The sequence below is a fragment of the Burkholderia ambifaria AMMD genome (assembly GCF_000203915.1).
GTDB classification, from domain to species: domain Bacteria; phylum Pseudomonadota; class Gammaproteobacteria; order Burkholderiales; family Burkholderiaceae; genus Burkholderia; species Burkholderia ambifaria.
Genome location: NC_008390.1, coordinates 2,804,539 through 2,819,633, shown reverse-complemented (window position 1 = coordinate 2,819,633; position 15,095 = coordinate 2,804,539). Strand labels below are relative to the sequence as shown.

At 66.8% G+C, this 15,095-nt stretch carries 13 protein-coding genes; 6 read left to right on the top strand and 7 right to left on the bottom strand.

Annotated elements, in window-relative coordinates; translation table 11 throughout:
* Positions 1 to 23: 23 nt before the first annotated feature.
* The 3 genes from lspA to BAMB_RS12930 form a co-directional block, all read right to left on the bottom strand.
* Positions 24 to 524 carry a signal peptidase II gene (gene lspA, locus BAMB_RS12940; protein ID WP_011657716.1) on the bottom strand — a complete coding sequence of 167 codons (501 nt, stop codon included), beginning with the start codon at positions 522 to 524 and terminating at the stop codon, positions 24 to 26.
* Between the two features lie 2 nt (positions 525 to 526).
* Positions 527 to 3,364 carry an isoleucine--tRNA ligase gene (ileS, locus tag BAMB_RS12935; RefSeq protein WP_011657715.1) on the bottom strand — a complete coding sequence of 946 codons (2,838 nt, stop codon included), beginning with the start codon at positions 3,362 to 3,364 and terminating at the stop codon, positions 527 to 529.
* Positions 3,365 to 3,466: 102 nt separating this feature from the next.
* Entirely contained in the window at positions 3,467 to 4,459 is a 993-nt protein-coding gene (locus BAMB_RS12930; RefSeq protein WP_041491249.1) for a bifunctional riboflavin kinase/FAD synthetase, read from the bottom strand.
* Positions 4,460 to 4,582: 123 nt separating this feature from the next.
* Here BAMB_RS12930 and purN point away from each other — a divergent pair, with 123 nt between their 5' ends.
* From purN to nadC, 6 genes are all read left to right on the top strand, one after another.
* Positions 4,583 to 5,245: a phosphoribosylglycinamide formyltransferase gene (gene purN / locus BAMB_RS12925; protein ID WP_011657713.1), complete on the top strand. Its 663-nt coding sequence runs from the start codon at positions 4,583 to 4,585 to the stop codon at positions 5,243 to 5,245.
* Positions 5,242 to 6,504, top strand: a complete 1,263-nt coding sequence (locus BAMB_RS12920; protein WP_006750059.1) for an RsmB/NOP family class I SAM-dependent RNA methyltransferase — start codon at positions 5,242 to 5,244, stop codon at positions 6,502 to 6,504. The genes purN and BAMB_RS12920 overlap by 4 nt, the downstream gene beginning before the upstream one ends.
* Before the next feature lie 18 nt (positions 6,505 to 6,522).
* Positions 6,523 to 7,905, top strand: a complete 1,383-nt coding sequence (locus BAMB_RS12915; RefSeq protein ID WP_011657712.1) for a mechanosensitive ion channel family protein — start codon at positions 6,523 to 6,525, stop codon at positions 7,903 to 7,905.
* Positions 7,906 to 8,139: 234 nt separating this feature from the next.
* Positions 8,140 to 9,336, top strand: coding sequence for a DesA family fatty acid desaturase (locus tag BAMB_RS12910; RefSeq protein WP_011657711.1), 1,197 nt, complete (start codon positions 8,140 to 8,142; stop codon positions 9,334 to 9,336).
* 288 nt (positions 9,337 to 9,624) lie between these two features.
* Positions 9,625 to 10,761 carry a quinolinate synthase NadA gene (gene nadA / locus BAMB_RS12905; RefSeq protein ID WP_011657710.1) on the top strand — a complete coding sequence of 379 codons (1,137 nt, stop codon included), beginning with the start codon at positions 9,625 to 9,627 and terminating at the stop codon, positions 10,759 to 10,761.
* A gap of 131 nt (positions 10,762 to 10,892) precedes the next feature.
* Entirely contained in the window at positions 10,893 to 11,774 is an 882-nt protein-coding gene (nadC, locus tag BAMB_RS12900) for a carboxylating nicotinate-nucleotide diphosphorylase (RefSeq protein WP_011657709.1), read from the top strand.
* Positions 11,775 to 11,868: 94 nt separating this feature from the next.
* Here nadC and nadB read toward each other — a convergent pair whose 3' ends face one another.
* From nadB to radC, 4 genes are all read right to left on the bottom strand, one after another.
* Entirely contained in the window at positions 11,869 to 13,455 is a 1,587-nt protein-coding gene (gene nadB / locus BAMB_RS12895; RefSeq protein WP_011657708.1) for an L-aspartate oxidase, read from the bottom strand.
* 160 nt (positions 13,456 to 13,615) lie between these two features.
* Positions 13,616 to 13,783 (bottom strand): 50S ribosomal protein L33, encoded by a 168-nt coding sequence (gene rpmG / locus BAMB_RS12890; RefSeq protein ID WP_006478046.1) that lies wholly within the window; start codon positions 13,781 to 13,783, stop codon positions 13,616 to 13,618.
* A gap of 17 nt (positions 13,784 to 13,800) precedes the next feature.
* Positions 13,801 to 14,034 (bottom strand): 50S ribosomal protein L28, encoded by a 234-nt coding sequence (rpmB, locus tag BAMB_RS12885; RefSeq protein ID WP_004186391.1) that lies wholly within the window; start codon positions 14,032 to 14,034, stop codon positions 13,801 to 13,803.
* Between the two features lie 237 nt (positions 14,035 to 14,271).
* Complete coding sequence (gene radC, locus BAMB_RS12880; protein ID WP_011657707.1) at positions 14,272 to 15,048, bottom strand: RadC family protein; 777 nt, start codon at positions 15,046 to 15,048, stop codon at positions 14,272 to 14,274.
* Between the last annotated feature and the right edge of the window lie 47 nt (positions 15,049 to 15,095).

The following is a 15,095-nucleotide window of genomic DNA, read 5'->3' as shown; positions in this document are numbered from 1 at the left end:
CCGTCGACACCGAGTATGCGCGCTCAGCGCGAGCCGCGCACGCGACGCAGTTCGTCGTAGACCAGCAGCACCGCGCCGATCGTGATCGCGGAATCGGCGAGGTTGAACGCCGGGAAGTGCCAGCCGCCGACGTGGAAATCGAGAAAGTCGATCACATGGCCGTAGACCAGCCGGTCGATCACGTTGCCGAGCGCGCCGCCGAGGATCAGCGCGAGCGACAGGCTGAACAGCCGCTGCTGGCCATGGCGGCGCAGCAGGAAGCAGATCACGAGCGTCGCGCCGATGCCGAGCGCGGTGAACGCCCAGCGCTGCCAGCCGCTCGCGGTGGACAGGAAGCCGAACGCGGCGCCGCGGTTGTACACCAGCACGAGGCTGAAGAACGACGTCAGCGCATGCTGCGCGCCGTACGCGAACGTTTTCAGGATCGCGATTTTCGACAGCTGGTCGAACAGGATCACGATCAGCGAAATGCCGAGCCAGGGTGCGAGCGCGCCGCTGGCCGGTTTCGACAGGGTTTTTGCCATAGTTAAGCCGCGCTCCGGATTTCGCCGTTTTCAAACAGGTTCGAGAAGCAGCGTCCGCACAGCGTCGGATGATCGGCGTGCGCGCCGACGTCCTCGCGGTAGTGCCAGCAGCGTTCGCACTTCTGGTACTTCGACGCCGCGACGTCGACGCTTTCCTGCGCCTCGTCGTCGACCTTCACGACCGTCGCCGCCGACGTGATCAGCACGAACTTCAGATCGTCGCCGAGGCTCGTGAGCGCATCGTAGCGCGCGCCGCTCGCGTGCACGGCCACTTCGGCCTGCAGCGACGAACCGATGCGGTTCGCGGTGCGTGCTTCCTCGAGCGCCTTCGTCACGTTGCCGCGCACGTCGCGCAGCAGCGCCCACTTCTCGATCAGTGCGGCCGAGCCGGCCACTTCCGGATACGCGTAGTAGGTTTCGGTGAACACGGTGTCGCTGGCCGGCTGGAACACCTTCCACGCTTCTTCCGCGGTGAACGACAGGAACGGTGCGAGCACGCGCAGCAGCCCGTGCGTCAGGTGGTACAGCGCGGTCTGCGCGGAGCGGCGCGCGCGCGAATCGGCCGCGCTGGTGTACAGGCGGTCCTTCAGCACGTCGAGGTAGAAGCCGCCGAGATCTTCCGAGCAGTACGTCTGCAGCTTCGCGACGACCGGGTGGAACTCGTACTTCTCGTAGTGGCCGAGCAATTCCGTCTGCAGTTGCGCGGAGAACGCGACCGCATAACGGTCGATCTCGAGCCATTCGTCGACCGGCACCGCGTGCTGCGCGAAGTCGAAGTCCGACAGGTTCGCGAGCAGGAAGCGCAGCGTGTTGCGGATGCGGCGATAGCCTTCCGTCACACGCTTCAGGATTTCCTCGGAGATCGCGAGCTCGCCCGAATAGTCGGTCGACGCGATCCACAGGCGGATGATTTCCGCGCCGAGGCGGTTCGCGACTTCATGCGGGTCGACACCGTTGCCGAGCGACTTGCTCATCTTGCGGCCTTCGCCGTCGACCGTGAAGCCGTGCGTGAGCAGGCCCTTGTACGGCGCGCGGCCGTCGATCATCGACGCGGTCAGCAGCGACGAGTGGAACCAGCCGCGGTGCTGGTCCGAGCCTTCGAGGTATAGATCGGCCGGGAACTGCAGCTGATCCTTGTGCGAGCCGCGCAGCACGTGCCAGTGCGTCGTGCCCGAGTCGAACCACACGTCGAGCGTGTCGCGGTTCTTTTCGTACATGTTCGCGTCGTCGCCGATCAGCTCGCGCGGATCGAGCGACTGCCACGCCTCGATGCCCGACTGCTCGACGCGCTTGGCGACTTCCTCGAGCAGCTCGAGCGTGCGCGGGTGCAGCTCGCCGGTTTCCTTGTGCACGAAGAACGCCATCGGCACGCCCCATTGGCGCTGACGCGACAGCGTCCAGTCGGGACGGTTCGCGATCATGCTGAACAGGCGCTGCTTGCCCCACGACGGGTAGAACGCGGTCGCCTCGACGCCTTCGAGCGCCGCTTCGCGCAGCGTCTTGCCGTCGTCGCGCGGCGTCACGTCCATGCCGGCGAACCATTGCGACGTCGCGCGGTAGATGATCGGCGTCTTGTGGCGCCAGCAGTGCATGTAGCTGTGCGTGTACTTCTCGCTGCGCAGCAGCGAGCCGGCCGCGTTCAGCGCGTCGACGATCTTCGGGTTCGCGTCCCAGATCGACAGGCCGCCGAACAGCGGCAGCGATTCGATGTAGCGGCCGTCGCCCATCACCGGGTTGATGAAGTCCGAATCGGTCATCCCGTGCGCCTTGCACGACATGAAGTCTTCGATGCCGTAGGCGGGCGACGAGTGCACGACGCCGGTACCCGTGTCGGTCGTCACGTAGTCGCCGAGGTAGACGGGCGCGGTGCGCTTGTAGCCGGGATGGGCCGACGCGAGCGGATGGTGGAAGCGCAGGTTCGCGAGCTTCACGCCGGGCGCGGTCGCGACGACGCGGCCGGTCAGCTTGAAGTCGGCCATGCAGGCCGCGACGCGTTCTTCCGCGATGATCAGCAGCCCGCGCTCGGTGTCGACCAGCGCGTAGACGATTTCCGGATGGAGGTTCAGCGCCTGGTTGGCCGGGATCGTCCACGGCGTGGTGGTCCAGATCACGATGCCGCCCTCGGCGCGCGGCAGCGCCGGCAGGCCGAACGCCTGCGCGGTCTTTTCCGGCTCGGCGAACGCGAACATCACGTCGATCGTCGGGTCGGTGCGGTCCTTGTACTCGACTTCCGCCTCGGCGAGCGCCGAGCCGCAGTCGAAGCACCAGTTCACCGGCTTCAGCCCGCGGTACACGTAGCCCTTCTCGATGATCTTGCCGAGCGCGCGGATCTCTTCCGCCTCGTTGACGAAGTTCATCGTCTTGTACGGATTCGCCCAGTCGCCGAGCACGCCGAGGCGCTTGAAGCCGACCTTCTGCTTCTCGATCTGCTCGGTCGCATACGCGCGCGCCTTGCTCATCACTTCGGCCGCCGGCAGCGACTTGCCGAACTGCTTCTCGATCTGGATCTCGATCGGCATCCCGTGGCAATCCCAGCCCGGCACGTACGGTGCGTCGAAGCCGGCCATGTTGCGCGACTTGACGACGATGTCCTTCAGGATCTTGTTGACCGCGTGACCGAGGTGGATGTCACCGTTCGCATACGGCGGGCCGTCGTGCAGGATGAACTTCGGGCGGCCCTTGCTGGCCGCGCGGATCTTTTCGTAGATGCCGCGCTCTTCCCATTCCTTGACCCACTGCGGCTCACGCTTGGGCAGGTCGCCGCGCATCGGGAACGGCGTGTCGAGCAGGTTGACCGGATACTTGGCCTGCGGTTTCGAATCGGCTTTCTTGTTGCTCATGATGGGATCGCTATCTAAATCGGTGGACGCTCGTGCGTCGTGAATCGGGGATGCGCGCGTGTGGGCGGCGCGAGGGCGCGGCGCGTGGCGCCGCCGGCCGGATCAGCTAATTCGGTCGGTTGCCGACGTCGAGAAGCCGGTCGCGCGGCTGCCCGGCGCGCGCTCGCGCTCGACGAAGTACGCACGCGCATTCGCGACGTCCAAAGCGATCGCGCGCGACAGCGCCTCGAGATCGTCGAACTTCGCCTCGTCGCGCAGCTTCTTCAGGAATTCGACGCGGATCAGCTTGCCATACGCATCGCCGTGCCAGTCGAGCAGGTGGACTTCGAGCAGCACGCGGCCGGAATCGTCGACGGTCGGGCGCAGCCCGAGGCTCGCGACGCCCGGCAGCGGGGCAGGGCCCAGCCCGTGCACCTGCACGACGAAGATGCCCGCGAGCGCCGGCCGCTTGTGCGCGATCGGCAGGTTCAGGGTCGGGAAGCCGAGGTCGCGGCCGAGCTTCAGCCCGTGTGCGACGTGGCCGCTGATCGCGTAGCCGTGGCCGAGCGCCTGCGCGGCCGCGTCGAGATCGCCCGCGGCGAGCGCGGCGCGCACGCCGGAGCTGGAGATGCGCGTGCCGTCGCTGCCGGAGACCGTGCCCATCTGCTCGACTTCGAAACCGTACTGTTCGCCGGCCGCCTTCAGCGTGTCGAAGGTGCCCGCGCGCTTCGCGCCGTAGCAGAAATCGTCGCCGACCATCATCCAGCGCGTGTGCAGCCCGCCGACCAGCGTGCGTTCGACGAACGCCTGCGGCGACTGGCTCGCGAACGTGTGGTTGAAGTGCTCGACGACGACGCGGTCGACCCCGTGCTCGCGCAGCGCTTCCAGCTTGTCGCGCAGCATCGCGATGCGCGGCGGCGCGCCGGCCGGATTGAAGAATTCGCGCGGGTGCGGCTCGAACGTCATCACGCACACGGGCAGGCCGCGCGCGTCCGCTGCCGCGCGCACGCGTGCGAGCAGGGCCTGGTGCCCGCGATGGACACCGTCGAAGTTGCCGATCGTCAGCGCGCACGGCGCGCGGCTCTCGGCGTTGGGCAGGCCGCGGAAGACTTTCACGATAGCGGAAGCAGCGTCGGGGGAATGGGCGGTGGAATGCCGCAAAGCAGAAGATTATAAACGTTCGGGCGGCCCGGCGGCCGAGAAGGAGGGAAACGCGGGGGCGAATGGTAAAATTCGCGGATGAAAAAACTCGTGATCCTGATTTCCGGTCGCGGCAGCAACATGGAGGCCATCGTCCGCGCGTGCGCGCAGGAACGCTGGCCGGCCCAGGTCGCCGCCGTGATCGCCAACCGGCCTGACGCAGCCGGCCTGGTTTTTGCCGCGTCGCACGGGGTGGCGACCGCGGTGGTCGACCACCGGTCGTTCGACGGCCGCGACAGCTTCGACGCGGCGCTCGCCGCCGAGATCGACCGCTTCGCGCCCGATCTCGTCGTGCTCGCCGGCTTCATGCGCATCCTCACGCCCGATTTCGTCAGACGATACGAAGGCCGGCTGCTGAACATCCATCCGTCGCTGCTGCCGAGCTTCAAGGGCATCCACACGCACCAGCAGGCGCTGGATGCCGGCGTCGCGCTGCATGGCGCGAGCGTGCATTTCGTGATTCCCGAACTCGACAGCGGCGCCATCGTCGCGCAGGGCGCGGTGCCCGTGCGCGCGGGCGACGACGCGGCCGCGCTCGCACGGCGCGTGCTGACGGTCGAGCACGTGCTGTATCCGCGTGCGGTGCGCTGGTTCGTCGAGGGGCGCCTGCGCCTCGAGAACGGCCGGGCAGTGGTGGCGCCGGAAGAGGCGCGCTGGATTTTCGCGGATCAACCGCATACCGAAACGAGCGAGGGCGTATGAAGCTGCACGGATTCCTGATTGGCCAGACCGAGACCTTGCTGGCGGAGGTGCTGAAGTTCACCGGCCCCGCCGACGCGACGACGAGCCGGTTCTTCCGCGCGCACCCGAAGCTCGGCCACGCCGAGCGCGGCGTGATCGCCGAGGCGGTGTTCGCGGTGCTGCGCCGGAAGATGGAGTTTTCGCACCTCGCCGAGAGCGGCACGGGCAGCCCCGCACGGCGCCTCACGCTGCTGGGCCTGATGCAGACGCTCGGCCGCAATGCGCTGAAGCCGTTCGTGTCCGACACCGAGGCCGCATGGCTCGAGCACGTGTCGAAGATCGACCCGGCGAGCCTGCCGGTGCGCGTGCGCACGAACCTGCCGGACTGGATCTACCAGGCGCTGTCGGCCCGTTTCGACGCCGAGGAGCTCGCGCAGCTCGCCGCCGCGCTGAATTACCCGGCGCCGCTCGACCTGCGCGCCAACGCGCAGAAGGCGACGCGCGACCAGGTGATCGACGCGCTGCGCGCGGAGGGCATCGACGCGGGCGAGACGCCGTTCGCGCCGCAGGGCGTGCGCGTCGTCGGCAAGCCGGCGCTCACGCGCCTGCAGGTGTTCCAGGAAGGGCAGATCGAGGTGCAGGACGAGGGCAGCCAGCTGCTGTGCTCGCTGGTCGCGCCGCGCCGCGGCGAGATGATCGTCGATTTCTGCGCGGGCGCCGGCGGCAAGACGCTCGCGCTCGGCGCGATGATGCGCTCGACCGGGCGCCTTTACGCGTTCGACGTGTCGGAAAAGCGCCTGACCAAGCTCAAGCCGCGCCTCGCGCGCAGCGGGCTGTCGAACGTGAACCCGGTGCTGATCGACAGCGAGCACGATGCGAAGATCAAGCGGCTCGCCGGCAAGATCGACCGCGTGCTGGTCGACGCGCCGTGCAGCGGCCTCGGCACGCTGCGCCGCAATCCCGACCTGAAGTGGCGCCAGACGCGCACGTCGATCGAGGAACTCACGCCGAAGCAGGCGTCGATCCTCGCGAGCGCCGCGCGTCTCGTGAAGAAGGGCGGCCGGCTCGTGTACGCGACCTGCAGCGTGCTCCACGCGGAGAACGAAGCGATCGTCGAGCAGTTCCTGGCCGACCATCCGGAGTTCGTGCTGGTGCCCGCGCAGCAGGTGCTGGCCGACCAGCGCATCGCGATCGAGACCGGCGACTACCTGTCGCTGTGGCCGCACCGCCACGCGACCGACGGCTTCTTCGCCGCGGTGCTCGAGCGGCGCGCGCAGTAACGGCGGCACGGACGGACGATGGAGAGTCTGCAAAGCCGCCTGCTGTCGCGCCGGCTGGCCTTGGTGATTCGCGATTTCCACCAGCCGGTGATGATCTGGCAGGCGGCGATCCTCGTCGGCGCACTCTGTTTTGCGTGGCTGGCCGCGCGCTTCGTGCACGGCCGGATCGATGCGCGCCGCACGGCGTCCGGACGCGCGCCCGGTGCGGGCTCGGATAGCCTGAAGCGCGCGCTGTTCCCCTTGTTCGGCGGCATTTTCGTCGGCGTCGCGCAGCTCGCGTTCGAGCCGTTCATGTCGACGTCGCTGCTGTCGCTCGCCCTCGTGCCGCTGTTCGGCATCGGGCTGATCTACGTGCTGTTCTTCTGCGCGCGGCGCGTGTTCGCGCGCGACGGCCACACGCATGCGTGGCTGTCGATCGTCGAGAAGATCGTGTCGACCATCGTGTGGGCCGCGATGGTGCTGACCGTGCTCGGCATCCAGCGCGACGTGCTCGGCTGGCTCGACAGCGTGCAGTTCCGCGTGGCCAATGCGCATCTCACGCTGCTGTCGGTGATCTCCGGCGCGCTGTGGGTGTGCGTGACGCTGATGGTCGCGATGTGGCTCGGGTCGGTGCTCGAGGATCGCCTCGCACGCGCGAGCACGCTCGACGCGAACCTGAAGGTCGTGCTGTCGCGGGTCGGCCGCGCGCTGCTGGTGTTCGCGGCGGTCCTGATCGGGCTGTCGCTCGTCGGCATCGACGTGACGGTGCTCGGCGTGTTCGGTGGCGCGTTGGGCGTCGGCCTCGGCTTCGGCCTGCAGAAGGTCGCCAGCAATTACGTGTCGGGCTTCATCATCCTGCTCGATCGCTCGCTGCGGCTCGGCGACGCGATCAGCGTCGGCGGGCTGCAGGGCGTCGTCACGCAGATCCGCACGCGCTATACGGTCGTGCGCGGCCTCGACGGCAACGAGACGCTGATCCCGAACGAGAAGCTGATCACCGACGTCGTGCAGAACCAGTCGTCGTACCTGACGCGCGGCTACGCGAAGGTCGCCGTGCAGATCGCCTATACGAACGACGTCGAGCAGGCACTGGCGGTGCTGGCGGAAGCCGCGAAGGGCGTGCCGCGCGTGCTCGCGGAGCCGGCGCCGGCCCCGTACCTGGTCGGCTTCGGCGCGGACGGGATCGATCTGGAGCTCGGTTTCTGGATCGAGGATGCGGCGACGGGCACGTCGGGCGTGCGTTCGGCCGTGAACCGCAACATCTGGCGGCTGTTCGGCGAGCACGGGATTTCGATCCCGTTCCCGCAACGAGAAGTGCGCGTGGTCGGCCTGCCGGACGGTCTAGCGGCGACCGGCGTGGTGGCGAAGGGCTTGCCCGTGGCGGGCGTCGGGACGGTGGACGGGCAGGCGTCGGCGGCCTAGCTGGCCCTGGCCGCGTCGCGTCGCCCCGAATCGGGTAAATCTGACCGGCCAGAACGGGATCGCGGGGCGTTCCAGGTCCGGAGATGGACTGTCCGCCTTGCGTCAACACAAGAAAATATTCATTTTTTACAAAGACTTGGAACGGTTGAAGTAAAATTCCGGTCTACACGCGGTATGCTTTCATTTTTATGACGTCGGCCGGCGCCGGCGTCGCTCTCACCACAGGTAACTGCCTTGTTGAATTCCCTGCTCGATTTTCTTTCCCACGGGCTCCTGCGTTTTTCGTGGTGGCAGGTCGCGCTGTTCGCGCTTGCCGTCACGCACGTCACGATCATCGGCGTGACGGTCTACCTGCATCGCTGCCAGGCGCACCGCGCGCTGGAGCTGCATCCGATCGCGAGCCATTTCTTCCGCATGTGGCTGTGGATGACGACCGGCATGCTGACGGGCCAGTGGGCCGCGATCCATCGCAAGCACCACGCGAAGTGTGAAACCGAGGAAGATCCGCACAGCCCGCAGACGCGCGGGATCTGGAAGGTGTTCCTCGAGGGCGCCGAGCTGTATCGCGCGGAAGCGAAGAACGAAGAAACGATGCGCAAGTTCAGCCACGGCACGCCGAACGACTGGATCGAGCGCAATCTGTACTCGAAGTACCCGATCCTCGGCGTGAGCCTGATGATGGTGCTCGACGTCGCGCTGTTCGGCGTGCTCGGCCTGACCGTATGGGCCGTGCAGATGGTCTGGATTCCGTTCTGGGCCGCCGGTGTCGTGAACGGCTTCGGCCACTTCTGGGGCTACCGCAACTTCAACTCGGCCGATGCGAGCACGAACCTGTTCCCGTGGGGCATCGTGATCGGCGGCGAAGAGCTGCACAACAACCACCACACGTTCGCGACGTCGGCGAAGCTGTCGAACAAGTGGTACGAGTTCGACATCGGCTGGATGTACATCCGCATCATGTCGGCATTCGGTCTCGCGAAGGTGAAGAAGGTCGCACCGACGCCGCGCCTGAACAAGCCGAAGACGGTGCTCGACCAGGAAACGCTGCAGGCCGTGTTGTCGAACCGCTACGAAGTGATGGCGAGCTACGGCAAGGCCGTCAAGCGTGCATATCGCCAGGAGCTCGCGCACCTGAAGGAGCTTGGTGCGAGCGACAAGTACCAGCTGATGCGCAGCGCGCGCAAGTGGTTCCACAAGGACGCCGACGGCCTCGACGAGCCGCAGAAGAAGCTGCTGCCGGAAATCTTCGCGAACAGCCAGAAGCTGCAGACGTACTTCCAGCTGCGCCAGGATCTGGCCGCGATCTGGGATCGCTCGACCGCGTCGCGCGAACAGCTGCTCGCGCAATTGCAGGATTGGTGCCATCGCGCAGAACAAAGCGGCATCAAGGCGCTGCAGGAATTCGCGACACGTCTGCGTCGCTACGCCTGATTCGAAATCGATTAGAATCTAAGGACGTCACAAACCCCGCGTTGGCGGGGTTTTTTCATTTGGGCCGCCGGTTTTTGATGGCCGATCGGCAGGGTGGATTGGTATGAGGCTTGGGGCAGTGGATTCGATGCCCCATGGGGCCATGAGTAAGCGCTAAAGCGCCAACTCTGGTCGACCGCGAAGCATGGGACCAGAGTAAGTGCTAAAGCGCCAACTCTGGGTCGACCGCGAAGCATGGGGCCAGAGTAAGCGCTAAAGCGCCAACTCTGGCCGACAGGAGATATGGAGATGCAATCGACGATCAAACCCGTCGAGTACGACCGGCCCGTCGCAGCAGGGACCGTGTGCGGCGTGGGACAAGCATGGGCCAAGGTGCCCGACGCGCCGTCCGCCGAGGAACGCGCTGCACTGAAGGCGCGCATCAAGGCGCTGCTCGCACGTGAAAAGGCCGTGCTCGTCGCCCACTACTACGTGGATGCTGAGCTGCAGGAGCTGGCCGACGAAACAGGCGGCTGCGTCGCCGATTCGCTCGAAATGGCTCGCTTCGGCCGTGACCACGACGCGCAGACGCTCGTCGTCGCCGGCGTGCGCTTCATGGGCGAAACCGCGAAGATCCTGAGCCCCGGCAAACGCGTGCTGATGCCCGATCTCGATGCGACCTGCTCGCTCGATCTCGGCTGTCCGGCCGACGAATTCTCCGCGTTCTGCGATGCACATCCCGATCGCACGGTCGTCGTCTACGCGAACACCAGCGCCGCCGTGAAGGCGCGCGCGGACTGGATGGTCACGTCATCGATCGGCCTCGAGATCGTCGCCGACCTGCACGCGCGGGGCGAGAAGATCATCTGGGCACCCGATCGCCATCTCGGCAGCTACATCCAGAAGAAAACCGGCGCGGACATGCTGCTGTGGCAGGGTTCGTGCCTCGTCCACGACGAATTCAAGGGCATCGAGCTCGACCTGCTGCGCGCCGAATATCCGGACGCGAAGGTGCTCGTGCACCCCGAGTCGCCGGAAAACGTCGTCGCGCAGGCGGACGTCGTCGGCTCGACCACGCAACTGATCGACGCAGCCGTGAAGCTCGACGCGACGCACTTCATCGTCGCGACCGATCTCGGCATCCTTCACAAGATGCAGCTCGCGGCGCCCGGCAAGACCTTCATCGCCGCGCCGACGGCCGGCAACAGCGCGACCTGCAAGAGCTGCGCGCATTGCCCGTGGATGGCGATGAACGGCCTCGCGAACCTCGCCGACGTGCTCGAGCGCGGTCACAACGAGATCTTCGTCGATCCCGCGATCGGCGTGCGTGCGCGTCTGCCGATCGACCGGATGCTCGATTTCGCAGCGGCGCACAAGAAGCGCGTGCAGGCGAGCGGCGATCTGCAGCGCGACCAGCAACTGTTCGCGAACGTAGGGGCTGCGTAATGAGCGACTCCCGCGCCCACATTCGTTCGCTGTCACCCGAAGCTGGCGCTGCGGCGCTCACGCTGGTCCCAGGCACGGCGCCTTCCGAAGGGAAGGCCGCATTGCTTGAGAGTGGCGCGCCGGAAGGCGCCGTGACGACCGCAGTCTCCCCGCTGTTCGACGCCGTACGCGCACAATACGGCGCGGCATTCGACGAAGCGATCGCGCGCAACGTGGCCGATGCGATCGCCGAAGACGTCGGCACCGGCGACCAGACCGGGCGGCTCGTGCCGGCCGGCGAGCGGCGCCGTGCGCGCATCATCGTGCGCGAGGAAGCGGTGCTGTGCGGCGTGCCGTGGTTCGAGGCCGTCATCGCGCGGATCGATCCGTCGATCGTCGTGCAGTGGCGCTATCGCGAAGGCGACCGGATGACGCCGGATTCGACCGTCTGCGAGCTCGAAGGGCCGGCGCGTGCACTGTTGACGGCCGAGCGCAACGGGCTGAACTTCCTGCAACTGCTGTCGGGCGTCGCGAGCGCGACGCGTCGTTACGTCGATCGCGTCGAAGGCACGCGCGCGAAGATCCTCGATACGCGCAAGACGCTGCCGGGCCTGCGGCTCGCGGAGAAGTACGCGGTGCGGGTCGGCGGCGGCGAGAACCAGCGTCTCGCGCTGTACGACGGCATCCTGATCAAGGAAAACCACATCGCGGCGGCCGGCGGCGTCGGCGAAGCCCTCGATGCGGCGTTCGCGCTGGATTCGGGCGTGCCGGTGCAGATCGAAGTCGAGACGCTCGCGCAGCTCGACACGGCGCTCGCGCATGGCGCGCAATCGGTGCTGCTCGACAACTTTACGCTCGACATGATGCGCGAAGCGGTGCGCGTCGCGGCCGGCAAGGCCGTGCTCGAAGTGTCGGGCGGCGTCAATTTCGATACGGTGCGCACGTTCGCGGAAACGGGTGTCGACCGCATCTCGATCGGCGCGCTGACGAAGGACGTGCGCGCGACCGACTATTCGATGCGGATCGTCGACTGACCTCGCGGGATGTCGTCTGACGAAAAAGGCCGTTGGCGTGCAAGCGCCAACGGCCTTTTTCTGTATGGTGGCCGCCCCGGGAAGGGCGTGCCGGTCAGCGGCGCGAGCGCGGCGTGAGCACGCTCGGCAGCGCCTTCGGCAGCGTGTGCGGCCAGTCGCGGCTGTAGTGCAGGCCGCGGCTTTCGCGGCGCGAGTAGGCGCTCTTCACGATCAGCGTCGCGACGTCGACCAGATTGCGCAGTTCGAGCAGGTCGCGCGTCACGCGGAAATTCGCGTAGTACTCGTGGATCTCGTCGCGCAGCAGCGACAAGCGGTGCTTCGCGCGTTCCAGACGCTTGTCGGTACGCACGATGCCGACGTAGTTCCACATCAGCCGGCGCAGCTCGTCCCAGTTGTGCGCCACGACGACTTCCTCATCCGCATCCGACACGCGGCTTTCGTCCCATGCGGGCAGCGTGGCCGGCGTTTGGGCGTCGAAGCCGGCCGCCTCGATCGCCTCCGCCGCCGCGCGGCCGATCACGAGGCATTCGAGCAGCGAGTTGCTCGCGAGCCGGTTCGCGCCGTGCAGCCCCGTGTACGACGTTTCGCCGACCGCATACAGGCCCGCGAGATCGGTGCGCCCCGCGAGGTCGGTGACGACACCGCCGCACGTGTAGTGCGCGGCCGGCACGACCGGAATGGGCTGCCGGGCAATGTCGATGCCGAATTCGAGGCAGCGCGCGTGGATCGTCGGGAAGTGTTCGCGCAGGAACGCTTCCGGCTGATGGCTGATGTCGAGATACACGCAGTCGATCCCGCGCTTCTTGATCTCGAAGTCGATCGCGCGCGCGACGATGTCGCGCGGCGCGAGTTCCGCGCGCGGATCGTGCGCGGGCATGAAGCGCGTGCCGTCCGGCAGCTTCAGCAAGCCGCCTTCGCCGCGCACGGCTTCCGAGATCAGGAACGATTTCGCATACGGATGGAACAGGCAGGTCGGGTGGAACTGGATGAATTCCATGTTCGACACGCGGCAGCCCGCGCGCCACGCCATCGCGATGCCGTCGCCGGTCGCGGTGTCGGGGTTCGTGGTGTACAGGTAGACCTTGCCGGCGCCGCCGGTCGCAAGCACCGTGTGCGGCGCCTCGATCGTGATCGTGCGGTCGTTGTCGACGTCGAGCGCATACAGCCCGTGACAGCGGCGGCCGGGCAGGCCGAGCCGGTCCGACGTGATCAGGTCGATCGCATGGTGGTTTTCGAAGAACGTGATGTTCGGATGCTGGCGCGCGCGGTCGGACAGCGTCGCGAGCACCGCGTGGCCGGTCGCGTCGGCCGCGTGGATGATCCGGCGGTGGCTGTGGCCGCCTTCGCGCGTCAGATGGAAGCCGAGTTCGGCCGCATCGTCCTTCGTGAACGGCACGCCTTGCGAGATCAGCCATTCAATCGCTTCGCGGCCGTGCTCGACGATGTAGCGCGTCGCGCCTTCGTCGCACAGCCCGCCGCCGGCGACCAGCGTGTCGTCGACGTGGTTCTGGATGCTGTCCGCCGAGTCGAGGACGGCCGCGATGCCGCCTTGCGCGTTATCGCTCGCCCCCTCCATCATCGAACGTTTCGCGATCAGCGCGACACGTCGCGTGCTGGCCAGGTTGAGTGCGACCGACAGCCCTGCCAGGCCGCTGCCGACGATCGCCACGTCGAATTTCATGCTGCATCTCCATCGTTACGCTTTAGACTTGTGCGTTCCGTCGGCTGTGGCCGCGGAAAGGGGAGAGCATACCGCGTCGGGCCCGCGCGCGTATGCGCAAAACAAAAAGCCCCGCATGTGCGGGGCTTTTTGGTCGCCGTCAGGCTACAGAAACCGGAGATTACTTGATCTTGGTTTCTTTGTATTCCACATGCTTGCGGACGACGGGATCGAACTTCTTGATCGCCATCTTTTCCGGCATGTTGCGCTTGTTCTTCGTGGTCGTGTAGAAGTGACCCGTACCAGCGGTCGACTCGAGCTTGATCTTGTCGCGTGCGCCTTTTGCCATGATTGTGCTCCTTGGGCTTAGGCTTCGCCGCGTGCGCGCAGGTCAGCGAGCACGGAATCGATGCCGTTCTTGTCGATCAGGCGCAGGCCGGCGTTCGAGACGCGCAGGCGCACCCAGCGGTTTTCGCTCTCTACCCAGAACCGGCGGTTTTGCAGGTTCGGCAGGAAGCGACGCTTGGTCTTGTTGTTGGCGTGGGAAACGTTGTTGCCGCTCATCGGCGCTTTCCCAGTTACTTGGCATACGCGTGCCATGAGAGCACTCCTAATACGCTAAATTCGGGGTTCGATCGCCGATGAAGGTTCCATCGTACCGCCACGTGATCCATGGCTGCACTCAGAACGCCGAAGCCCTTACAGACAAGGCCCTTCGATGGCTAGAACTGGTTGGAAAAAAGACAGACGATGATTCTAGCAGAAAAAGTTCAGAAAAATCAAACCCAATTTCGCTTCATCGTCGCGGCGCCCCAGGGCGGGTCGCCGGGCCACAGTCTACAGCCAACCGGCACGCGCGAACGAAAATGTATCGGCGGTGCCGACGACCACGTGATCGAGCAGCTTCGCGTCGATGAGCGCGAGCGCCTCGTGCAGCACGCGCGTCAGGCGCCGGTCTTCGGCGCTCGGCTGCACCGCGCCGGACGGGTGGTTGTGCGCGATGATCAGCGCCGCGGCATTCAGCACGAGCGCGCGTCGCACAATCTCGCGCGGATAGACGGCCATCCGCGTGAGCGAGCCGCGGGCGCTTTCTTCCACGTCGATGAGGCCGTGACGGGCGTCGAGGTACAGCGTGACGAACACCTCGTGCGGACGCGTGCCGATCCTGAGCCGCAGATAGTCCTCGACCGCGCCCGGCGAATCGATCTGCAGCCGCTCGCGCGCTTTTTCGACCAGCGCGCGCCGCACGATCTCGGTCACGGCGATCAGCACCGCCGAGCGCGCCGTGCCGATGCCCGGGTGCGTGGCGAACACGTCCGGCTCGGCATCGAGCATGTCGCGCAGCGAGTCGCCGAACCGCGCGAGCAGCGCGCGGGCGCTGGCGAATACATCGCGGCCGCCGCCGCCGGTGCCGAGCAGCAGCGCGATCAGCTCCGCGTCGGTCAGCGCGGCCGGCCCGCGTTCCAGCAACCGCTCGCGCGGCAGATGCGGCTTCCAGTTTCGCGGGCGGCGCTTGCGCGGCCGGGCCGGGCCCGTGTGGCGGGCCGGAGCGGCCGGCGCATCGGCGGGGTCGCGACATTCGGTCGCCGGGGCGGCGAGGCAAGGTGACAGCATGAGCGAAACTCCATTGGCGGCGGGCGTGGATGCGACGTCGTCGCACT